The following is a 22,445-nucleotide window of genomic DNA, read 5'->3' as shown; positions in this document are numbered from 1 at the left end:
ACTACCGGACCGGCACCGCGCGTCGTCAACCTCACAACCACCCGGCACCGCTTCGTTCTGCGTCGCTGCATCAGCAGCAGAGAAACGAGATTATGGAGAGCGAGCGACAGGTCGTCAACCCCCTTCGCGCAATATTTTTCAGAAAGTTGAGAGACACCGAAACAGACCGCCACCACAACGCCGTCAAATTAGTTAGCCATCCGATTTAATTGACCAATCATGAGGCAATCGTGCTCGCGACGACCAGACAGCAATCGGCGACCTCACCTCCCCGCTGCCAACCAGCCAAACCAGCCTCCGTACCATATAGAGAGCCACGAGACCCATCCGGCCCACACCCCAAAGAAGCGCCGCAAGAACCGGAAAGCCGGCCGCGCCGCTAAAACCTAAAGTTTCCCTCTCGCCAGCCGTCAACCAAGATATCCTGTCACTTAAATGGCCGCCGACCATGGATAACCCAGTTGAGGAACACGTCGAGGAAACCTCACTCGCAGCCCAAATGCCAGCTCTGAATCCGGAGAAGGTGCCGGTAGGCACGCCCCTCGACTGGCCAATCGTCGACGCCGACGGCACGCTCCTTTTCGCCAGCGGCACCATCCTCGCAACCACGGACGAGCGCAAATTCCTGTTCGGGCACTTCCGTCCGCAGCGCGGCGACCTGGTGGGCGCGGCCGCGCAACCGACGCTCCAGGCAGAGCCACAAGCGGACCCCAACGGCGAACTGACGCTCAAGGACATGCATCTGGAAATCGGTGCATTGATCGGTGTGCGCTCGCAGCTCGGCAGCGGCGCGCCCATGCATCCGTGCCGCATCATCGGCTTCGCGCCGAATCTTTCGCTCTTCGTCACTCCGCCAATGCACGAAGGCCGCATGCTCCCGCTGGGCGTCGGCGAAAACATCGAAATCGTCGCAATCGCCAGCCATGCGGTGTTTCGTTTCGTCTGCACGATCGAAGCGATTTGCCGCACGCCGTTCGACTACGTCGTGCTGTCGAAGCCGGGCGTGATCCGCCGCCTGCGCGAACGCAAGTCGATCCGCGTCCGCGCGCACCTCGCAGTGCGTTTCGGCATCGGTCAAAGCGGGGAATCGTATGAGGGCCTCGGACTCGCGAGAGGCATCAGCGCACTCGGCATGTCGCTGGACGCCTCGTGGACGCTGGGCGCCGTCGGCGACCGCTTGCGCGTTGCGTTCCGCCTGAAATCGAAGGATCTCGACACGGAGATCGAAACCACGGCGGTGATCCGCAACGTGCAGAAAGGCGGCGGCCCCGGCGAGCCTTCGACTCACGGGCTCGAACTCGATCAGCTCGACGCGTCTCAGCAAATGGCGATGAAAGTCTTCGTGTTCGACCGCCAGGACGACGTGGTGTATTGGTCGAGCGGTCTGAAATAAGCGCAGGCCCGCGAGCGAAACACCTCACGCGCCGCTCAGCCCATCAGTTCTTCCGGCGTGAAACGCCGCGCGCCCCACGCATCGGCGAGCATTTCGCAACGTCCCAACCGGATCGCCTCGCGCTCGAAATCAACGAATACGACTTCGTCCACATCGAGCGGCCGCACCGGCATATCACGCGTGCGACCATCGGTCAGAATCCACAACCAGCGTTGCTGCCCGGGCTTGCGGCGCGCGCTGCGCTCCAGCAGTTCGGTTGCTCGCCGGACGCCCGCCGTCAACGGCGTGCCGCCTCCGCCGCCCACGGGCCTCAGCCACCGCTCGTTCCACCAGCGGGGCACAGCGGGGCCGAAACGCACATCCGCACCGGCGCCGCCGAAACAGACCAGCGCCGCTTCGGCACGCGCGGCGCTCGCGCGATCGAACAAGGCGATCAGCAGTCCCTTGGCGAGCGCGAGGCGCTGCCCGGCCAGCATGGAGCCCGAGCAATCGAGTACGAAGCAATGCAGCACACCGCCGCGCGGCGCCTCGCGCACGAAACGCAGATGCTCGGCGCGCAGCGCGTCCTGGCGCATCGCGGCGAGTGTCGGCGGCCAGTCGATGCGCTTGCGCGGTTCCCCGCTCAAGCGGCCGCGCGCACCCGCGCCCGCGCCTTGCCGCCATCGAAAACCGCTGCGCGAGTCAGCGGCGGCGCCCTTCCGATGGCTCAGCGTTTTTTTACGTTAAGCGGTATGACGCCTTTGACGTGCGTGGTACCGGCCGGTTCGGGCGCGAGGTAGCCCCAATCGCTATCGCCGGTAGCGGCGGCTGGCGGCGCATTTCCTTCCGCAGATGAAGCACGGCTATCGGAAGAAGTCTCCCGCTCGGCGTCACGCTTACGCGCATCGCCTTCGGCCTGCGACTCCCGAACATGGCGCCGATGAACCAACACCGCCTCGGCCACCCGATCGACATGCTCGGCCGTCACCGCGGCCGCCTGTTCGAGCGCGGCCAACGCGCGCGCCGCGCGCAGCATCACGAGATCGGCGCGCAGGCCATCCACGGCGGCGCCGATGCACAGCTCGCTGACATGCGCATGCACGGCGTCGTCGAACGCGAGTTGCGGCAGCGCTTCGCGCGCCGCTCGAATCTGCTCGATATAAGCCGCCTGCTGCTGCGCATAGTCCGCACGAAAACCCTGTGGATCCAGATCGAACGCCAGCCGTGCCTTCACGATCGCCTGACGCACGCGCGGCTCGAAGCAGTTCTGCAACTCGACCATCAATCCGAAACGGTCGATCAATTGCGGCCGCAGTTCACCCTCTTCAGGATTCATCGTGCCGATCAGCACGAAGCTGGCGTCATGGCTATGCGACACGCCGTCGCGCTCGACGGTATTCACGCCGCTCGCAGCCGCGTCGAGCAAGGCATCGACGAGTGCATCGGGCAGTAGATTGATCTCGTCCACATACAGCACGCCGCGGTGCGCTTTCGCGAGCAGACCGGGCGAGAACCGCACCGAGCCGTCGCGCAACACGGTTTCGATATCGAGCGTGCCGATCAAACGATCTTCGCTGGCGCCAAGCGGCAGATTCACCAGTTGCCCTTGCGGCAACAACTCAGCCAGCGCGCGCGCCGCGGTCGATTTCGCCGTACCGCGCGGCCCCGTGACCAGCACGCCGCTTAAGCCCGGATCGATGGCGGCCAGCAGCAGCGCCTGCTGCAACGGCGCCTGCCCGATCAGCGCGGCAAAGGGAAAAGCCGGCCGCGCGGCGCCCGCACTCATCGCTGGATTCATGTTTGCATTCCTTCGATCTGCTGCTCGCTCGCGAGCAGATGCTGTTCGACTTGCGCGCGATAGTCGCCGGGCGCCTGCCACAAACCGCGCTGCATGGCTTCGAGCAGACGCTCGCATATCGAATGCAACGCGTGCGGGTTATGCCGCTGCAAGAACTCACGGGTGTCCGCATCGTTCAGATAGGCATCGGTCACGAGCGCATATTGATGATCGGCGATCACGCGCGCGGTCGCATCGTAACCGTACAGATAATCGACGGTCGCGGCGATTTCGGCCGCGCCCTTATAGCCGTGACGCTTCACGCCATCCAGCCATTTCGGATTGACCACGCGCGAGCGGATCACGCGCGCGATCTCCTCGTGCAGCGTACGCACGCGCGGCGCGGCCGGATTGCTGTGGTCGGCGTGATACACGCTCGGCTGATCGCCAGCCAGATGCCGCACCGCCGCAACCATGCCGCCCTGAAACTGGTAGTAGTCGTTCGAATCGAGCAGGTCGTGCTCGCGGTTGTCCTGGTTCTGCAGCACCACGTCCATCGCGGCGAGGCGCGTACCGAACGCGTGGCGCGCTTCTTCGCCCGAGTTCTTTTGCGTGTACGCGTAACCGCCCCACGCCTGATACGCGTTCGCGAGATCGGCGTCGGTCTGCCATTGCTGCGAATCGATCATGTCCTGCAGACCTGCTCCATATGCGCCGGGCCGCGCGCTGAACACGCGCCAGCCGGCGCGCTTGCGCGCTTCGGCGGCATCCATGCCGCGCGCGATCAACGCATCGCGTTCGCGCAGCACGCGTACGCGAATCGGATTCAGGTCCTCGGGTTCGTCGAGTTCGGCGACGGCCTGCACCGCTGCATCGAACAGATGCATGACGTTGGCGAAGGCGTCGCGGAAGAAACCGGACACCCGCAAGGTGACGTCGATACGTGGTCGGTCGAACGCCTCGATCGGCATGATTTCAAAATCGGTCACGCGATGGCTGCCCGGCGCCCACTTCGGCCGCACGCCGAGCAACGCGAGCGCCTGGGCGATATCGTCGCCGCCCGTGCGCATGGTCGCGGTACCCCAGACGGAAAGCCCAATGGCGCGCGGATAGTCGCCTTTCTCCTGCAAGTGCCGTTCGATCAACTGCTGGGCCGATTTCAAGCCGAGCGACCAGGCCGCTTGCGTGGGAACTGCGCGCGTGTCGACTGAATAGAAATTGCGGCCGGTGGGTAGCACGTCGGGCCGGCCACGCGATGGTGAACCGCTCGGCCCCGGCGGCACGAAACGCCCTTCGAGGCCGCGCTTCAGTTGAAGCATTTCCTGCGGACCGCAAGCGTCGAGCCGTGGCAACACGTCGTTACGCAGACGCTCGATCACTTGCTCCGCTTGCGGCAAGCCGGCCGCAAAAAACGGCGCTACCGATGCGTCCGTTCGATCGCCACACACATCACGTAGCAACTCGGCCGCCAGCAACTCCAACCGTTCCCGCGTATCGCCACAGTGCCGCCACGGCGCATCGCTCACGCGCTGCAGCACATCGGGACGCGGCCCGTCCCACGCCGCCGACCAGTCCACCGACAGCGGATCGAACAGATGATCCATCCGCAGATCACGCGCCAGCGCGTCGATCAAACCGGCCTTGCCGCCTTGGCCGTCGCCGACCGGAAAACGCCCCAACGCTAGCAACGTATCGCGCCGCTGCACGCCATCAGGCGATTGCCCGAACGTATGCAAGCCATCGCGAATCTGCGCCTCCTTCAACTCGCACAACCACGCATCGACGCGCGTGAGCAGCGTGTCTTCATCGTCCTGCCCGTTCGGCGCCGCGAGACTCAGTTCCTCATGCAGCTTATGTTCGACGATGGTCGCCAGAATCGTGCGCCGCAACAGCTTCGAGCGGCGCGGGTCGACCATCAGCGCTTCATAGTATTCGTCGACCTGGCGCTCGAGATCCTGCAAGGGTCCGTAACTTTCGGCGCGCGTGAGCGGCGGCATCAGGTGATCGATGATGACGGCCTGCGCGCGGCGTTTTGCCTGGCTGCCCTCGCCCGGATCGTTGACGATGAACGGATACAGATGCGGCATCGGCCCGAGAATCAGATCGGGCCAGCAGGCATCGCTCAACGCGACGCTCTTGCCGGGCAGCCATTCCAGATTGCCGTGCTTGCCGACATGCACGACTGCGTCGATGCCGAACTGGTGACGCAACCAGAAATAGAACGCCAGATACGCATGCGGCGGCACGAGTTCGGCGTCGTGATAGCTCGCGTAGTCGCCCTGTTCGCGCGAACGCGACGGTTGAATGCCGACGAAGACCTGTCCGCAGCGCCAGCCCGCGATCATGAAGCGGCCGCGTCGCAGCGTCGGGTCCTGTTCGGGCGTACCCCAACGCGCGTTCAGCGCCTGGCGCGCCTCGGCGGGCAACGCATTGAAGTGCGCGAGATAGTCGTCGAGCGCGAGGCTTTGCAGCGCGGGACGCAGATCGCGCACGACCGGATCGTTGGTCACGCCTTCGGTGAGCTTCTTCAACAACGCGTCGCCGTTCGCGGGCAAGTCGGTGAGACGATAGCCCTCGGCGCGCAGCATCGACAGAATGCCGACCACCGAGGCGGGCGTATCGAGGCCCACGCCATTGCCGATGCGCCCTTCGCTCATCGGATAGTTGGCGAGGATCAGCGCGAGTTTCTTGTCCGCGTTATCGAGTGAACGCAGACGGCACCAGCGCCGGCTCAGTTCAGCGAGAAAGCCCACTCGCCCGGCGTCAGGCTGATAACGCACCACGTCGACCTGAGTGTGAGGACAACGGTACGCGAGTCCCTTGAAACTGATCGCGCGCGTGATGATGCGGCCATCCACTTCCGGCAGCGCGATATGCATGGCGATATCGCGCGAATTGAGGCCTTGATTGTCCTTGACCCAATCCTCGCGATTGCCGCCGCTCAGGATCACCTGGAACACCGGAGCGTCGCCGGCGAGCGCAAGCGGCTCGGGGTCGTCGATCGCGGACGCGGCGAAGGCGGTCGTGTTCAGCACCAACGCGACCTCGTGCTGCGCGCACAGCGACTGCACGACGTCTCGGCTCATCGCATCTTTCAGCGAGGTGATCGCGATCGGCAGCGGATTCAGACCTTGCGATTCGAGCGCGTCGATCAGCGCATCGAACACGGCCGTATTGGCCGCCTGCAGATGCGCCTTGTAGAACAGGATCGCCGCGACCGGCGCGTCCTGCCGCCAGCGCGCCTGCCAATCGGCAACCGTCGGTGTGTCACGCTCGGGATGGTAGAGCGTCGCGGCGGGCAACGCGCGCGGCGGCGCCGGTTCGCGTCCCCAGCCGCAGACACGGTGCGCGATACAGCGCAGGAACGCCTCGGCATTTTGTGGGCCGCCTTCACGCAGATAGCGCCACAGCTGATGGCACAGATCGGCGCTCGCGGTGCTGCGCGCGAGCAGGTTCGGATCTTCCTGCAGATCGCCGGAAAACATCGCGAGCGTCTGCTGCTTGCGCTCGGCGAGCGCCACCACCTGCTCGATGCCGTAAGGCCAATACGCCTCGCCGCCGAGATGATCGACCACCACCACGCGTGCATGCTGCAAGACGTCTTCGACATAGAAATCGACCGACGCCGGTTGCCGCAAATACGTGACGTTCGCGAGCCGCACGCTCGGGAAGCCCTCACCGAGGCGCGGAAAAACGCTCGCCAGCAGCGACAGCGTGGTATCGGCGGAGCTGAGCACCACGATATCCGCGGGCTGCTGATCGATACGGATCACGCCTTGCGTATCGTCGACAAAACCGCCAGGCGTGGTACGCAGCAGATGCATGAGCGCTCACGCCTGTTGCGTTTCGACGCTCGACGGCACGCCGAGCGCCGCGTCGAACGCGCGCTGCAACGCGGCCTGATCGAGGTCCTCGCCGATCAGCACGAAGCGGCTCGGGCCGCTTTCGCCGGCCTGCCAGCGTCGATCGAAATAGCTGTCGAAGCGCCGACCCACGCCCTGGATCACGAGACGCATCGCCGCGGCCGGCAGCGCCGCGAACCCTTTGACGCGGTAGATCGTGTTCGTTTCGACCAGACGCTGCAACGCAGCGATCACCGCTTCGCGCGACGACACATTCGCCTGCACGACCACCGAATCGAACTCGTCGTGATGGTGGTCGGCGTCGTCGGCGGAACCGTGGTGATCGTGGCGCAAGTGGATCGTGTCTTCCGAGGCCGCTTCGAGTCCCAGCAACGTGTGCAGATCGAGTTGCCCCATGTGCGCGCGCACGATCTTCACTTGCGGCGGAATCTCCTCGCGGAGCAACACTTCAACCGCGCTTTGCTGCGCGTCGTCGAGCAAATCCGTCTTGTTCAGAATCACCAGATCGGCCGCGGACAACTGATCTTCAAACAGTTCGTGCAACGGCGACTCGTGATCGAGATTCGGATCGGCCTTGCGTTGCGCATCCACGGCGACGGGGTTGTCGGCAAACTGGCCGCTAGCCGCGGCCGGACCGTCCACTACAGTCACCACGGCATCGACGGTGAAACTGTTCTTGATCTGCGGCCAGTTGAAGGCCTGCACCAGCGGTTTCGGCAACGCGAGACCCGACGTCTCGATCAGCACGTGATCGATCTGATCGCGGCGTTCCACGAGCTTTTCCATCACCGGAAAAAACTCTTCCTGCACGGTGCAGCACAAGCAGCCGTTCGCGAGTTCATACAGTTGGCCTTCGGTTTCGACGCCGTTTTCATCGCAACCTATGCCGCAACCCTTGAGGATTTCCCCGTCGATGCCGAGTTCGCCGAACTCGTTGACGATCACCGCGATGCGCTTGCCGCCCGCATGCTGAAGAATATGCCGCAGCAGCGTGGTCTTGCCGCTGCCGAGAAAGCCCGTGACGATGGTGACGGGGATCTTGCGCATTTGAGTTTGCATCGTGAGGTCCATCCGTAGGAGTTGCACGCGCACGCCGCTGTGCCTGTATGGCCATCTGCCTGCGCCGGGCAAAACGAGGCACAGGCCCGGCCAGCCACGACGATAACAAAACACGGGGACGAACGACGGCGTTGCCGCGACAACAGAAAAACAGAAAGCGGGAATGAGGTCATGAACGCAGCGCCGCATCCCCGCGGCGTTCGTCCTTCGTATTCTGGCCGGTATCCGGGCTGGCGAAAGCGCCGCTTCCCCTTCCCGGGCGAGTGATTTCTCGCCCAGTGGTGATATGCCGACGCGGCCTTGCGCGTGGACATCGAAGCCGGCTCCGCGGCGCTAATGAACTGAACTTAGCACCACATTTCGCTTACCGTTGCGGGGGCAGCACAGGTTGACCCGATCCATGGCAGGTGGGCACCCTGTTTCCCGTTTAACTGCATGCGCACGAGCGCGCATACGAGCACCAAAGTGCGTGCGAGTGTAGGCCCGCGGCCCGGTGCCGTCAAGGAACCGCAAGCCGCGAGCGCTTATCGGGCGGGGCGCCATGTGCTATCGTATGCGCGCGTTTGGTGCCCGCACATGCATTCGCGTGTGCAGTTAAACGGGAAACAGGCGGCGCTCCATGCGCTCAACCTGTGCTGTCCCCGCAACGGTAAGCGACCTGCGGCGCAATCTTGAGTTGTCTTGCGCCGCGCATGCGTTTTTTCGATGCCACTGTCCAGCACATTCCAGCGAATGCGGACGGGAAGGCAAAGCGCATGAGGCCGCCAGCCCGGATACCGGCCAGACGCGGAGGCGGCGAACCTCAGGGCAACATCGCGCCGCCGGCAGCCGGAATCCGCGAGGGACGGATGTGAAGGCGCTGAAGCACGACATGGTGTGTCCACGTATGCGGATTCCGGCTGGAATCGCTACGCGCCACACATTGCGCCGTGCCTGAATCCGTCGTACCGCATGACCCCAAAGTCCGCCGCCTGGCGACCGTCCGCGCTTTACCCCTTTCCGCTTGTCACGACATGGCGCTCGCCATGCACGCCGCGATGACCCGCGCCTGGCTGATCGGCGCCGGCCCCGGCGACGTCGAACTCATGACCATCAAGGCGACCCGTGCATTGGCGCAGGCCGACGTGGTGCTGGTCGACGATCTGGTGAATCCCGAGGTGCTGCAGTTCGCGCGTGCCGACGCGCTCGTCGTCTACGTCGGCAAACGCGGCGGCCATCCATCCACGCCGCAGGACGGCATCGTCGCGCAGTTGCTCGAACATGTGCGGGCCGGGCGCAGCGTCGCTCGTTTGAAAGGCGGCGATCCGTTCGTATTCGGCCGTGGCGGCGAAGAACAGCAGGCGCTGCACGCGGCGGGCATCGAGGTGGAAGTCATCAACGGCATTACCGCGGGAATCGCGGCGCCCGCGGCAATCGGCATTCCCGTCACGCATCGCGATCACGCGCAGGGCGTGGTGTTCGTCACCGGACACGGCGCGGGCAGCGGCGAGCCGGACTGGGCCGCGCTCGCGGCCACCCGCATGACGCTCGTGATCTACATGGGCATGCGGCGGCTCAACGATATCGTCGGCGCGTTGCTCACGGCCGGCATGAGCGCCGACACGCCGTGCGCGACGATCGAATCGGCCACGCGTCCCGAGCAACGCCATGCGCTCGCGCGGCTCGGCGAATTCGCCGACACCGTCGCGCGCGCCGGGCTCGGCTCGCCGGCGATCGTGGTGATCGGCGGTGTGGCGTCGCTCGCCTTGGAGCGCGCGGCGGCGCAGGCCGACGCCGCAACGCCGCCCGCAGACGAAACGGATACGCAATGAAAACGCTGAGCGTCGGCATCGGTTGCCGTTTGCACAGCCCGGCTGAGCAGATCGAAGCCGCGGTGCGCGCCGCGCTCGGCGCGCATTCGTTCGACGAAATCCGCAGCGTGGCCTCGCTCGATACCAAAGCCGACGAAACGGGCCTGCTCGAATTCTGCGCACGTCATGCGCTGCCGCTGACATTCTTCAGCCTTGATCAGATCGCGTCGATGCCCGTGGCGGAGGCTTCGGCGGCGGTGCGCGAGCATCTCGGCGTGGACGGTGTTTGCGAGCCGTGTGCGCTGCTTGCCGCGACTGCCGGGCTCGGCGAACCCGGCGCGCTCAATGCGGATCGAGCCCGCCTCGTCGTGCGCAAAACCGTCCATGCCGGCGTCACCGTGGCGATTGCTTCGAGCGCCGCGCACGCCGATAGTGAACACCCGAACAACGACACTCAGTAACAGGACCTGCCATGAAAACCGATCCCGAATCGCATCAACGCATGACCGAGCGTCGCCGCGAAGGCCACGAGAAAAAACAGGCCAACGCTACCGTCGAAAAAGGCCTGCTGATCGTCAACACCGGCACCGGTAAAGGCAAAACCACCGCCGCATTCGGCATGGCCGTGCGCGTGCTCGGCCACGGCATGCGCCTCGGCGTCGTGCAGTTCATCAAGGGCGCGCTGCACACGTCGGAGCGCGACTTTCTCGGCGCAATCGCCAACTGCGATTTCGTCACGATGGGCGACGGCTACACCTGGAACACGCAGAACCGCGACGCCGACATCGCGACCGCGCGCAAAGGCTGGAACGAAGCGCGCCGCATGATCGAGAGCGGCGATTACCAGATGGTGATCCTCGACGAACTGAACACGGTACTCAAGTACGAATACCTGCCGCTCGACGAAGTCCTCGCCGTGCTGACCGCGCGCGCGCCCATGCTGCATGTGGTGGTGACCGGCCGCCACGCGCCGGACGCGTTGATCGAAGCCGCCGATCTCGTCACCGAAATGCGCATCGTCAAGCATCCGTATCGCGAGCAAGGCGTGAAAGCGCAGCGCGGCGTGGAGTTCTGAGCGATGGCCGCGTGCCCCGCCCTGTTCATCAGCGCGCCCGCGTCGGGCCAAGGCAAGACCACGATCACGGCGGGTCTCGCGCGCTACCATCGGCGGCTGGGGCGACGCGTGCGCGTCTTCAAGACCGGACCGGACTTTCTCGATCCGATGATTCTGGCGCGCGCGAGCGGCGCGCCCGTGCTCTCACTCGATCTATGGATGGTGGGCGAAGCCGCCTGCCGCACGCTGCTCGCGCAAGCGGCCGCCGAAGCCGATCTGATCCTGATCGAAGGCGTGATGGGTCTGTTCGACGGCACGCCGAGCAGCGCCGATCTCGCCACCACGTTCGGCGTGCCGGTGCTCGTGGTGATTTCGGCGAAGGCGATGGCGCAGACCTTCGGCGCGGTCGCCTTCGGTCTCGCGCAATTCCGGCCGCAGGTGCCGTTTTATGGCGTGCTCGCCAATCGCGTCGGCTCCGCGCGGCATGCGCAGATGCTCGAAGAAGCGTTGCCGCCGGAGTTGCGCTGGTGCGGGCACATTGCCGCCAGCGATGAAATCGCGCTGCCCGATCGTCACCTCGGCTTGCATCAGGCGGACGAAATCGACGATCTCGACGCGCGCCTGGATCGTGCCGCTGACACGCTAGGCCGCACCGCGCTCGCCGAACTGCCACCGCCTGTCGAATTCGGCGCGCCCTTATCGGACGTCCTGCCGCGCCTGCTGGAAGGCAAGACGATTGCGATTGCGCGCGACGCCGCGTTCTCGTTCATCTATCCGGCCAACATCGCGCTGCTGGAAGCACTCGGCGCGCAAGTCGCCTTCTTCTCGCCGCTCGCCGACGAAGAACTACCGGAACACGCCGACGCTTTGTACCTTCCCGGCGGCTACCCTGAACTGCACGCCGCCACGCTGGCCGGCAACACCCGCAGCGGCGCAAGCATTCACGCGCACGCGAGCTCCGGCAAGCCGCTCGTCGCCGAATGCGGCGGCATGCTCTATCTGCTCGACCAACTCACCGACACGCACGGCGTGACCACACCGATGCTCGGCCTGCTGCCCGGCCACGCGACGATGCAAACGCGCTTCACCGCGCTCGGCATGCAGCAGATCGACAGCCTGCACGGGCCGATGACGGGCCATACGTTTCATTACTCGAAGCTGAACACGTCGCTTACGCCGCTGCGTTCAGCGACCCGGCCGCAGGGCGACGCGCCGGGCGAGGCCGTCTATCGCGCCGGCTCGATCGTGGCGACTTACATGCACGCTTATTGGCCCTCCAACCCGGCCTTCACGGCCGCCCTGTTCCATGGCGAAGCCTTTTAACGATTCCGAGCGCGACGCCGTCTACCGCGCGATTTACGAACGCCGCGACATGCGCCATTTCGTGCGCGACCCGGTCGACCCCGCCGTGCTGCAGCGTCTGCTCGACGCGGCGCATCACGCGCCGAGCGTCGGCTTCATGCAGCCGTGGCGAATCGCGCGGATCACCGATCCTGCGCTTCGGACCGCTTTGCATGACACGGTGGAGAACGAACGCCTCGCCACCGCCGACGCGCTCGGCAAACGCCGCGAAGAGTTCATGAAGCTGAAAGTGGAAGGCATGCTGGACTGCGGCGAGCTGCTGGTGATGGCGCTGATGGACGGCCGCGAGCGCCACATCTTCGGCCGCCGCACCTTGCCGGAGATGGACCTCGCGTCGGTGGCGTGCGCGATCCAGAACATGTGGCTGGCCGCGCGCGCCGAAGGTCTCGGCATGGGCTGGGTGTCGCTGTTCGACGTCGACGTGGTTCGCCAACTGCTGCACATGCCCAAGGGCGCGCGGCCCGTGGCGATTCTGTGTCTGGGCCACGTCGACCAGTTTTATAGCGAGCCGATGCTGGAAACCGAACGCTGGGCGAACCGCATGCCGCTCGTCGATTGCGTGTTCGAAAACCGCTGGCCGGAAGACAGCAATGCGCCGGAATGATCCCGACGCGCGTTACGGCCGAAGCGGCTTTACCGACATGACTTTCGGCACGCCGCTCGCCTCGTCGGCGCGCAGTTTCACGCGCCAATCTGGCGGCGCATCGAAGGGCAACCTGGCCAGCGCGCTTTTGACGAGCGTCGGCATGGCATGCAACGGATCCGCATCGCGGTCGCTGCTCACCGCGCTGACTTTGTAGACCTCCTGTCCGCTCGCACGCTCGAAAAACCGCAGCGTCAGCGCATGCTGATACGCAGGGCCGCCGAACAGCGAGAATGGTGTTTCGGGCGGTCGAACACAGTCGCCCGACGTGCAGCCTGTTTCACCGACGCCGATCGTCGCCCGGCGCGTGTCGTAGGCCACAGAAAGCAGATAACGCCCGGACTGCCCCGTCGTTTCGACGAAGCCCTGTTTCGTCAACTCGTCCACCAACAGGCTTTCGAATTGCGGATGGTCCGCACTGGCCTCCTGCGACGGCATGCGCGCCATCGTGTAAGTCCGCTCGCCTTGCAGCGCGGCGGTCGCGTTCGCGGCGTCGGCGGTATGCACGTCGGCGCTCAGGCCCGCGCAACCGGTGAGACTCGCCGCGGCCAGCGCGGCACAGATCAGGATTGCTTTCACCATCTTCTCGCTTCGATAGGGTGCGTATTCATATGTCATGTTCGTGGCACGAGCGAGGCGCCCGATTGCGCGTCTTCGAGCACCGGTAAGCAGATCGTAAATGCCGTGCCCTGGCCGGGCTCGCTGGCCACTTCGACATCGCCGCCGTGGCGCGTGACGACCGTCTTGACGAAGGCCATGCCGAGCCCCGCGCCGCCCACTTCCGGCCGCTCGCTTTCGTGAAACCGCCGGAAGCGCTCGAACAGCCCTGCCTGCTCCTCTTTGGGTATGCCGTAGCCCTGATCGCTAATCGTGCACGACACGCGCCTGGCCGCGCCCGGCACGCCCTTCGGCGTCAGGCTCGCGAGGCTGCACACGATCCGCGTATCCGGCGGACTGTACTTGACCGCGTTGTTCAGAATGTTGACGAGCGCGCGGGTCATCAACGAACGGTCGGCGCAGATCCAGTGGCCGTCATCGGCGGCGTCGGCGGCGCCAGTCTCCGTGTGCAGCGTGATGCGCTTGGCGTGCGCCTGCGGCCAGACTTCGTCGCTGGCGTCGATCAGCAACTCGGTCAGGCTCACCGGTTCGAGCACATAGGTTTGCGATTCGGCGCGCGCCAGTTGCACGAAATCGTCGGCCAGCGTGAGCGCGCGCTGCGCGTAGCGTTCGATGCGCTCCAGCAAGGCGCGCGCGAGCCCCGGCTCGCTGCGGGCGCGCTCGATCTCCACCAGCGCCAGAATCGACGCCTGCGGCGAGCGCATGTCGTGCGACAGAAGCCGCAGCGCGTCTTCCCGCTGACGCTCGGCCGCATGCAAGGCCGACACGTCGACAAGGCCCGCGATCCAGCCGGTGGTCTCGCCCTGCTCGTTGGTGCAGTTCGCGTAGCGCAGCAAGTGGTCGCGCTCGTGGGCGTCGCGCACCTCGACGCCGTGCGCCATCAGCGCGGCGAATTCGTGGCGCGCCGGATCGAGCGGCGCCGGCCAGTGCGTGCGGGCGAACAGATTGTTTTCGGCATCCGACGCCGCGTCGCCGTCGATCGTCTTCACGAGCGTCAGGCCGCCCAGCACGGCTTGCATCGAACGGCCTTCGGGCAGCGGCGCGCCGAGCCGCGCGAAATGCGCCTTGGCGGCATGATTCGCGATCAGCACGACGCCACGCACGTCGCTCACGAGGATCGGCTCGGGCATGCTGTCGAGGCTGTCCCACACGAAACGCTTCATGTCCTGCACGCGCTGCGCGGCCTGCGCCATCAGCGCCATGTGCTGCTCCAGCACGTCGCCGCCGAACTCGCGGCGGCGCTGCGGCGTTTCCGGCAGCAGATGGGGTTCGTCGGCGAGGCGCTGCAGTTCTCCGCGCAGATACGCCATCGTCATTTCGAGGCGCCGCCAGTTCCAGATCGGATAGACGGTCACGACACCCAGAATCGCCGGCACCGGCGACATCCACAGCCGCGCGCCGTACAGCAAGGCCGCGCTGCCGGCCGCCGCGAGCAGACACAGTGCGCCGGTCAGCAGCAACGAACGGCGCGGCGACAGCACCAGAAATCCGGCCAGCAGCGCGGCAAGCGGCGCGAGCGACGCCGCGAACAGCATCCACGGATAGACCGGCTCGATTTCGCGGCCGGTGAGCAGCGTATCGAGCACGTTCGCGTGGATATACACGCCGGGCAGCGGGCCGAGTTTGCCGGACACCGGTGTCGCGAAGCGGTCGTACAAGCCCGACGCGGTCACGCCGATCAACACGATGCGGCCGCGCAACTGGTCCGGTGTCACGTCGCCGGCGAGCACGCGCGCGAAACTCAGCTTGGTGTAGTTCTGCGCGTTCGGACCGAAGGGGATCAGGAAGCGGCCTTCGCCGCCGTCGGCGGCTGCGGCTGCGGCTGCGGCTGCGGCTGCTGATGCGGATGCGGCTGCGGATGCGGATGCGGATGCGGATGCGGCCAAAGCATGGCTGCGCTGCCAGCCGTTCAGATGGAGCGAGCCAAGCTCCGCCGCCTGGGCGACCGGCACCATCAATTGCGGCCAGCGTGAATCGGCGTCGCCCTCGTACCGCGCGACGCTGCGCACGATGCCGTCGCTGTCGACTTCAAGATTGATATGGCCGAGCCCCGCCGCCGCATGCGCGAGCGGCGCCACCGGCTCGACCACGACGCGGCGGCCGCCGTCATCGGCTGCGGTGAGCAATACCGGCAGATAGGTCGGACTCAGCGCGATGGCGCGGGCCAGTTCGGCGTCTTGCGGATTGGCCTCGGTGAACAGCACGTCGTAGATCACCGCGGCGGGCTTCGCGCTGGCGATCCGTTCGAGCAGCTTCGCGTGGACATTGCGCGGCCACGGCCAGCGCCCGAGTTGCGCGATGCTCGCGTTGTCGATTTCGACCACCACGATATCGCGCAGCAAAGGGTGCGCATGCAGGCTCAGAAAGCGGTCGTAGACCAGTTGATCGACACTCGCGCTCAGACGGCCGAGCGAACTGAGCAGAATCACCACGATGCCCAGACAGCCGATGCCCACCCATTCGATCAGGAAGCGGCGGCCGGCGCGCCGTCCGAGACGGGCGCGCGGATCGAGGCTCAGGCGCGTAGGTGTGGTCGGCAAAGGGTTGCTTGGTTCGAAGCCAGGAAGCGGGCTGATGCATGGCTCAGCCCCGTGAATCTACCAGCGTCAGCGCGCAAGCGTAAACGAGCGCACCGCGCTGCTCTTTTCGTAGAAGCGGCCGTTCTCGAACTGCTCCGCGACAATCGTCCAGTAATAGACGCCGGCCGGCAGATCGCTTACGACCAGTTGGCCGCCCGACAGATCGGTGCGGTCCACAAGCGGATGGCGCAGATCGGCCGTGGTCGCCAGCACGAAACGAAAGCGTGTTTCGACCGTGGCGCGGCTGACGAACCAGCGGAATTCATAGTCGCGGCTGCCAGCCCGCTGCGCCGCCGACGCGGCTAGCCCGAGCTGGCGGCGTTCGAACGTGTACACCTGCGGCAGGCCTTCGAGCCCGTTGGAGTCGAGCGCGGCGATGCGTACGAAATAGGTACCGTCGGCCAGGTCGCCGAAATCCGCATGCGGCTCGCTCACGCGCTGATCGCGGATCAGGTCGAGCTGGTCGGCGTCGCGTGCGATTTGCACGCGATAGGCCACGGCACGGTCGGCCGGCACGAGATCGAATGCGACGGTCTTGCCGTCCTGCACTTTGGCCGGCTGCGTAAGCGCCGGCGCGGGCAGCAACTCGACAGGTTCGCCGATCGCATCGCCCGAGCGCGTCACACTGCCGAAGCGCGCCTTCACGAGCTGCGCGGAGCTCTGCAGCGGCACACCGGGCAGCGGCGCCGAAGCACGGCCGCCGAGCGCCGCCGGGTCGACGCCGACTGCGCCGTCCAGCACTTCGACCGCGGTGGTTCGCGCGTCGCCGTCGTAAGCGACCTTGAAGCGCGTACCGCGCACACCCGCCACGACCGACGGCGAGCGGATCTGAAAACGGTCGTCCTTTTTCGTCGCGTGCGTTACCTGGCTTTCGACTTCGCCGCTGTGCAGTTCAAGCATGCGATCGCCGGCGCCGGTCAGTATGCTGCGCCGCAGCGCGCCGATATCCAGCAGGCCGTTCTGCCCCACCGTGACGTGCGAGCCGTCCGGCAACTCCAGCGTCACAAAGCCGTTGTCCCCGGTGCGGATGCGGTCGCCTTCGCCAAGGGTCGTGCCTTCCGCGAGCGGCACGTAGGGGTTCTTACCGAACGCGTGCTCGGCCGGTCCGCTGGTCGCGATCACGCGGGCCGACTCCTGTTCCTGTTTGAGTTTGCCGGCGGGCAGAAGCAGCGCGATGCCGGCGGGCATGCGGCGTGGCGCGGGCACATGATTCAGGCGGCTCAGCACGGCCCAATCATTCGGATCGCGCATATAGCGGCCGGCGATGTCGTACAGCGTGTCGCCTTCGTGGGTCAGATACGACACGTATTCCGGCGCAGCGGCTTTTGCACGCTTCGGTGCGCGCGACGATTGCGCGGACGCCGACACCGGCGCGAAACAGGTCATCGCGAGCAGGCCAACGGCCGCCAGCCATGCACCGCTGCGGCGCCCCGGCGAAACCGCGCCGCCGCGCGCTGCTCCATCGACGGAAAACGTCACGCCTCCCCCGCTTCGGGGCGTTCGTCGGCTGCTGCCGGCGGCGCGGCGGAATCGACCCGCTCGAGCCGGTAGCCATAACCGTAAATCGGCGTCAGACGATAGCCGTGCTCGGGGCGCAGACCGAGCTTGCTGCGCAGCATCGACACGTGGGTGTCCATGGTGCGCGACGGAATGTCGGTTGCCTGCTTCCAGATCACATCGAGAATGTGCGCGCGCGACAGCGGCCGGCTCAGATGCTGAAACAGCAGGAGCGCAAGCTCGAATTCCTTCTGCGTGACGGCCACTGCCGTGCCGCGCACCACCACGTGCTTGGCGCCCAGATCGAATTCGAATTCGCCGAAGACTTCCTTCGCCGCGGGCGGCTTGAGGTGGTAAGCGCGGCGCAGGAGTGAGCCGACGCGCGCCAGCAAGACCGCGGCGGACACCGGTTTGACGACATAGTCGTCCGCGCCCGTGTTGAGAATCGACGTGATGTCGGTTTCGCGGCCGCGGCTCGTCATGAACAGCACCGGCAGGCGCTCGGAGAGGCTTTCGCGCACCCAGCGCAGCACCTCTTCGCCCGACATGTCGGGCACGTTCCAGTCGAGCACCAGCAGATCGAACGTCTGGCGCCGTAACTGCCGCACGAGTTCGCGGCCCGCACCGTATGCGTGACAGATATGGCCCGCCGCCGACAGCGTTTGGCAAACCAGGTCGGCCTGAGCCGAATCGTCATCCAGGACAGCAATTCTCATAACACCCCGCAACGCGACATCCTTCGTAACTGGTGGCCGGCTAACCGGCAGATGACCGGGATGACGGCGTAAAGCACCGACGATCCGGCTTCCAATTTCATCTTCGGCTGCACATTTTTCGACTAGTGGTCCTTTGCCTTACGCCCTGTCCGGTCCGGTCCTGCCGCCGCAGTCTCGATATTGGGACGCGTGATTGACTTTATCGCGCCGGGTATCGAAGGGGGCGGTTTATCATAATCGAAAAACGGCCGCTGTTTTCCGGATGCGATTAAGCCGCTATCCGGTCCGGCTATGCGACGCTATTTATTGCTATCGACCGCAAGGATCGTAGTTCGGGTCGGCTGGTCTCGCTCGCACGGTAATTGGCCCCGTTTGCCGTTGTCTTTTCAGGCCGCGCCCGGCATTGAGGTTACGGCGATTTGACAATTTGCGAGTCAGTATAGAAACAGTCTCAAAATAAATCGTTTAAAGATTGTTAAACCGAATTGAGGCTGCCACCGCAGAAATACATCGAAATGCGCAGATCGCCGCGGCGGTCGTCGAGCGGAAGGCAAAATGAAATATCCGTGACACTGGCGATGATCCCGCCCGCGACCGACGTCGTGCCAGAGCGCACGCAGCCGCATCGGACGCCAAAAATGGTGTTGGTGCATATACCGTCCGTCGCCTCGTCACCGACTATCTGGCCGGACACGTAAAGCACAACACCAGTTCCGCAGTGCAGGCAAATACCCGATACGCGCTCGGCATCCCCATCGAGCCGATTCTGGACAAGCTTCCTGAAACCGTCACTCGCAAGATGGACTTCGATAGGTTGGAACGGTTAACAGATCGCCCCACCTATGTGAACCGCATCAAGATGAAACTTGGCGAACCTGGCTGTCGCTGATCTATCCAGCGACTTCGATGATTCTGCTTCCATACTTCTGGTCTGCTGCATACGCGTTGCTGCTCGCGGTGCGCGGCGAGACGTACGAACCGGCAAGCCCCAAAAGGAAGAAACGCCTTGACGCGTCGACGTTCGTCGAAGCGTGCGTTTACGGGTCCACCTCCAGCGTTACGCCGGCACAGCGAATCACGTGCAGGTAAGCGACCGTATCCCCGACTGCGGCGGTGGCCTGCTCCGCAAGGCTCCGCATGCGCGAAGACTTTTCGGCGCACGCCATCATCGTCTCGAGAGCGTCCGAATCTGCGAACCCGTGAGCTGCCGCAGCACCGAGTATGGCATCGAGAACACGTCGGGCCGCAACTCGGGCAGCGATCGGCGCCAGCGGAGCCCGATACGTAAGAAAGCCTGCCATCAGTAAAAATTCGACCGGGCTGATGCGCTCGCCGTTGCCAACAGGAACACCGTCTGTATTGACTCGTTCTTCGGTCATGGTTCGTCTCCCGCTCTGGAGCAGCAAGCGCTGTGATCGCGCAGATCCGTGCCGCTGTTGCCGCTGGCCGGTCCGTAGGGGATTCGACGACGGCCCGGTGCTGCACGCAGCACCGGACACCGCTTGATGTCCGAGGTGATGTCTCGGGCGGCGCAGAAATAGTCTAGTACAGGATGAGTCGCCAATGACGGTAAACACGGCGTAAGATCGCCGCGGACGTGGCCTTGTAAGTGTGCGTTTCGCTAGCTGAGCATCGACACCGGGTTTATGCGACCTTCCACCTTCAACGTAATCGCACTGTAACTATCGACAGGTTAAAAGATCGATTTTTCGTCATGCCGAGGCGCCAAGTCGTAGTATTCTTGATTCGCCTCCTGCTCCCCAGCGATAGCCGCTGCCTCACCACTTCACGTCAACTGTTGTGCGGCTCTGAAAATGTGATGATACGGCGAATCCCTGCACGCCCGTTTCCGTGGGCGCACACGAGATGACGACTTCCAAAGCAACTACCTGGTCATTGTTATCTTTTTGAAGGCTTCGAAACACTTCGCGAACATCGCCGATGCCTGGCGAGTCCAAGTGGGTGACTAATCCCGGCCACGCGGACTATTCTCTTCGAGGGTATTCATGAAAACGCTGTTTCTGCAGGCACCTTCATTTGAAGGCTTCGATGGCGGAGCGGGCTCACGCTTCCAAACGAAGCGCGAGATTCGATCATTCTGGTATCCAACGTGGCTCGTCCAGCCCGCTGCGCTGATTGAAGATAGCCGCGTCGTGGATGCGCCCGCAGATGACCTGTCGCTGGATACGACACTCGACATTGCTCAGAAATACGAACTGGTAATCATTCACACAAGTTCTCCATCGTTCCAGAGTGATGTTCAATTTGCAGAGCACCTGAAGCGGCGCAAGCCCCGGATCCTGATCGGGATGATCGGCGCAAAAGTCGCCGTCGATCCTCACGGCTCGCTGACTGCGAGCGACGCACTCGACTTCGTGTGCCGCGAAGAATTCGACTTCACTTGTCGCGAGATCGCACAGGGCCTCCCGTTCAAATCGATTCTCGGACTGAGCTATCGTCTGCCGGATGGCGGGATCATGCACAACGACGCCCGACCGATTCTCGAAGACATGGACCAGTTACCGTTCGTCTCGCCGATCTATAAGCGCGACCTGACGCCGGAGAACTATTTCAGCGGCTATCTCAAGCATCCGTATCTGTCGCTCTACACGGGGCGAGGCTGCAAATCCAGATGCACCTTTTGCCTCTGGCCGCATACGGTTGGGGGTCATCGCTACCGCACGCGCTCGGTCGAGAACGTCCTCGAAGAAGTGAAATGGATCAGGGACAACATGCCCGAAATCAAGGAGATCATGTTCGACGACGATACCTTTACGGATCTCCGACCGAGAGCCGAAGAGATCGCTCGTGGTCTCGGCAAGTTAGGCGTGACGTGGTCGTGCAACGCCAAGGCGAACGTGCCCTATTCGACGCTCAAAGTGATGAAAGAAAATGGGCTGCGACTCTTGCTCGTCGGGTACGAATCCGGCGACGATCAGATTCTCGTGAACGTCAAAAAGGGCCTGCGCACCGATATGGCCCGCCAGTTCAGCGACGATTGCCACAAGCTCGGCATCAAGATCCACGGCACATTCATTCTTGGGCTTCCCGGCGAGACGCACGAAACGATCCAGAAGACGATCAAATACGCGAAAGAGATCAATCCCCACACGATTCAGGTGTCGCTCGCCGCGCCCTATCCGGGAACCGTCCTTCACAAGCAAGCGGTGGAGAACGGATGGTTGAATGATGGGAAGGTCATCGCCCTCGTCAATTCGGCAGGCACCCAGGCTTCCACGATTGGCTATCCGCATCTGTCGCGCGAAGAGATCTACGTTGGCGTTGAGGAGTTCTATAAACGCTTTTATTTCAGACCAACAAAGATCTGGGAAATCGTCCGCGAGATGCTGGTGAGTTGGGAGATGATGAAACGGCGCCTGCAGGAAGGCGTAGAGTTCTTCAGATATCTTCGTGCACGCAAGGCATGAGGCGCCGGTCTACCTTTCTCGGAATGATGGGCCGCCCGGCATCAGGACGAACATCGCACGGGTCGGCCCAACTGCCCGGACCGACTCACGCTTAAAGTGACAAGAAGCGTGTCGCGGTCGCGGTCGGGAATCCAGGTCGGCTTTCTACGGCCAGACCCGCACTCGGCTCGGAAGCCTCTGCGGCACAACTATCGTCCGGTCGAACTGGCTACCGGATTGCACGCTCAGTGCTTTTTGGTCTCGGGCGTCTCGTTGAACGGACAATTTGACATACGTCATTTGAACGGCAAGGGGCAGAGATAGGTTACCGGTACCGCGTAATTGCTGGCACCTGCCATGTCGCAGGAGAGTGTGGATGACCAAGTGCGTTGCGCGGATGCCGGCCCGCGCATCGGCACGGGTCACTAACACTGGCGAGGCAAATACCATGGAATTTTTGTTATTAGCGGCAATCTTCCTTACATCGGCTGGATTCCTTGTTAGCGCTGCCGTAGCGCCGAACCCGCCTGCAGCGATGGCGCCAGCCTCTGCTTCCGGCTCCGGGGAAGACAGGACCACGGCCCCGCAGCCACGTCCAGAGTCGCCCGGGATGAATGTTCCACTCCCTCAGCAGAATCCTGAGCCACACTCTCACCAATAAGGCGTCGAACAAACGCATAGGTGTGGCTGCGTGTGACCGGAGTGTCC

18 protein-coding genes and 2 riboswitches are annotated in these 22,445 nt (G+C 64.2%); of the genes, 8 read left to right on the top strand and 10 right to left on the bottom strand.

What is annotated here, in order from left to right:
* Positions 1–209 (top strand): hypothetical protein (locus ACQKRQ_RS40585; RefSeq protein ID WP_427483369.1); only part of this gene is annotated, 209 nt, incomplete at its 5' end.
* Positions 210–448: 239 nt separating this feature from the next.
* Positions 449–1,393, top strand: coding sequence for a flagellar brake protein (locus tag ACQKRQ_RS40580; protein WP_427483368.1), 945 nt, complete (start codon positions 449–451; stop codon positions 1,391–1,393).
* A 35-nt stretch (positions 1,394–1,428) separates the two neighbouring features.
* Here ACQKRQ_RS40580 and ACQKRQ_RS40575 read toward each other — a convergent pair whose 3' ends face one another.
* From ACQKRQ_RS40575 to cobW, 4 genes are all read right to left on the bottom strand, one after another.
* Positions 1,429–1,968 (bottom strand): vWA domain-containing protein, encoded by a 540-nt coding sequence (locus tag ACQKRQ_RS40575; RefSeq protein ID WP_408318148.1) that lies wholly within the window; start codon positions 1,966–1,968, stop codon positions 1,429–1,431.
* A gap of 131 nt (positions 1,969–2,099) precedes the next feature.
* Complete coding sequence (locus ACQKRQ_RS40570) at positions 2,100–3,170, bottom strand: ATP-binding protein (protein WP_427483366.1); 1,071 nt, start codon at positions 3,168–3,170, stop codon at positions 2,100–2,102.
* Entirely contained in the window at positions 3,167–6,973 is a 3,807-nt protein-coding gene (gene cobN / locus ACQKRQ_RS40565; RefSeq protein WP_427483365.1) for a cobaltochelatase subunit CobN, read from the bottom strand. The genes ACQKRQ_RS40570 and cobN overlap by 4 nt, the downstream gene beginning before the upstream one ends.
* A gap of 6 nt (positions 6,974–6,979) precedes the next feature.
* Entirely contained in the window at positions 6,980–8,071 is a 1,092-nt protein-coding gene (gene cobW, locus ACQKRQ_RS40560) for a cobalamin biosynthesis protein CobW (RefSeq protein ID WP_427483363.1), read from the bottom strand.
* Between the two features lie 199 nt (positions 8,072–8,270).
* Positions 8,271–8,551: riboswitch (cobalamin riboswitch) on the bottom strand.
* 67 nt (positions 8,552–8,618) lie between these two features.
* Positions 8,619–8,870, top strand: a riboswitch (cobalamin riboswitch).
* Positions 8,871–9,108: 238 nt separating this feature from the next.
* Between cobW and cobA the strand changes: the two genes are divergently transcribed.
* The 5 genes from cobA to bluB are packed head-to-tail and all read left to right on the top strand — an operon-like array spanning position 9,109 to position 12,881.
* On the top strand, positions 9,109–9,882 hold the full coding sequence (cobA, locus tag ACQKRQ_RS40555; protein WP_427483375.1) for a uroporphyrinogen-III C-methyltransferase: 774 nt from the start codon (positions 9,109–9,111) through the stop codon (positions 9,880–9,882).
* Positions 9,879–10,322, top strand: coding sequence for a cobalamin biosynthesis protein (locus ACQKRQ_RS40550; protein ID WP_427483361.1), 444 nt, complete (start codon positions 9,879–9,881; stop codon positions 10,320–10,322). The genes cobA and ACQKRQ_RS40550 overlap by 4 nt, the downstream gene beginning before the upstream one ends.
* Positions 10,323–10,333: 11 nt before the next feature.
* Positions 10,334–10,936 carry a cob(I)yrinic acid a,c-diamide adenosyltransferase gene (cobO, locus tag ACQKRQ_RS40545; protein ID WP_408293428.1) on the top strand — a complete coding sequence of 201 codons (603 nt, stop codon included), beginning with the start codon at positions 10,334–10,336 and terminating at the stop codon, positions 10,934–10,936.
* 3 nt (positions 10,937–10,939) lie between these two features.
* Complete coding sequence (locus ACQKRQ_RS40540; protein ID WP_427483359.1) at positions 10,940–12,238, top strand: cobyrinate a,c-diamide synthase; 1,299 nt, start codon at positions 10,940–10,942, stop codon at positions 12,236–12,238.
* On the top strand, positions 12,222–12,881 hold the full coding sequence (bluB, locus tag ACQKRQ_RS40535; RefSeq protein WP_427483358.1) for a 5,6-dimethylbenzimidazole synthase: 660 nt from the start codon (positions 12,222–12,224) through the stop codon (positions 12,879–12,881). Before ACQKRQ_RS40540 ends, bluB begins: the two co-directional genes overlap by 17 nt.
* Before the next feature lie 12 nt (positions 12,882–12,893).
* On the opposite strand, the gene ACQKRQ_RS40530 is transcribed toward bluB, so the two are convergent.
* The 6 genes from ACQKRQ_RS40530 to ACQKRQ_RS40505 form a co-directional block, all read right to left on the bottom strand.
* Entirely contained in the window at positions 12,894–13,538 is a 645-nt protein-coding gene (locus ACQKRQ_RS40530; protein WP_427483356.1) for a DUF4136 domain-containing protein, read from the bottom strand.
* Positions 13,535–16,078: a CHASE2 domain-containing protein gene (locus ACQKRQ_RS40525; RefSeq protein ID WP_427483354.1), complete on the bottom strand. Its 2,544-nt coding sequence runs from the start codon at positions 16,076–16,078 to the stop codon at positions 13,535–13,537. Before ACQKRQ_RS40525 ends, ACQKRQ_RS40530 begins: the two co-directional genes overlap by 4 nt.
* A gap of 66 nt (positions 16,079–16,144) precedes the next feature.
* The gene (locus ACQKRQ_RS40520; RefSeq protein ID WP_427483352.1) at positions 16,145–17,596 is read right to left on the bottom strand and encodes a FecR domain-containing protein; all 1,452 of its coding nucleotides are present in this window, start codon (positions 17,594–17,596) and stop codon (positions 16,145–16,147) included.
* Positions 17,593–18,330 carry a response regulator transcription factor gene (locus ACQKRQ_RS40515; RefSeq protein WP_132377043.1) on the bottom strand — a complete coding sequence of 246 codons (738 nt, stop codon included), beginning with the start codon at positions 18,328–18,330 and terminating at the stop codon, positions 17,593–17,595. The genes ACQKRQ_RS40520 and ACQKRQ_RS40515 overlap by 4 nt, the downstream gene beginning before the upstream one ends.
* Positions 18,331–18,805: 475 nt before the next feature.
* On the bottom strand, positions 18,806–19,033 hold the full coding sequence (locus tag ACQKRQ_RS40510; RefSeq protein WP_427483350.1) for a hypothetical protein: 228 nt from the start codon (positions 19,031–19,033) through the stop codon (positions 18,806–18,808).
* Positions 19,034–19,367: 334 nt separating this feature from the next.
* Entirely contained in the window at positions 19,368–19,709 is a 342-nt protein-coding gene (locus ACQKRQ_RS40505; RefSeq protein ID WP_427483348.1) for a hypothetical protein, read from the bottom strand.
* A gap of 627 nt (positions 19,710–20,336) precedes the next feature.
* On the opposite strand from ACQKRQ_RS40505, the gene hpnJ reads away from it, so the two are divergent.
* Positions 20,337–21,758: a hopanoid biosynthesis associated radical SAM protein HpnJ gene (gene hpnJ / locus ACQKRQ_RS40500; RefSeq protein WP_427483345.1), complete on the top strand. Its 1,422-nt coding sequence runs from the start codon at positions 20,337–20,339 to the stop codon at positions 21,756–21,758.
* Positions 21,759–22,445 lie beyond the last annotated feature (687 nt).

The organism is Paraburkholderia sp. NPDC080076, assembly GCF_050281145.1.
Taxonomy (GTDB): Bacteria; Pseudomonadota; Gammaproteobacteria; order Burkholderiales; family Burkholderiaceae; genus Paraburkholderia.
This window is presented reverse-complemented; position numbering and strand designations above follow the sequence as displayed.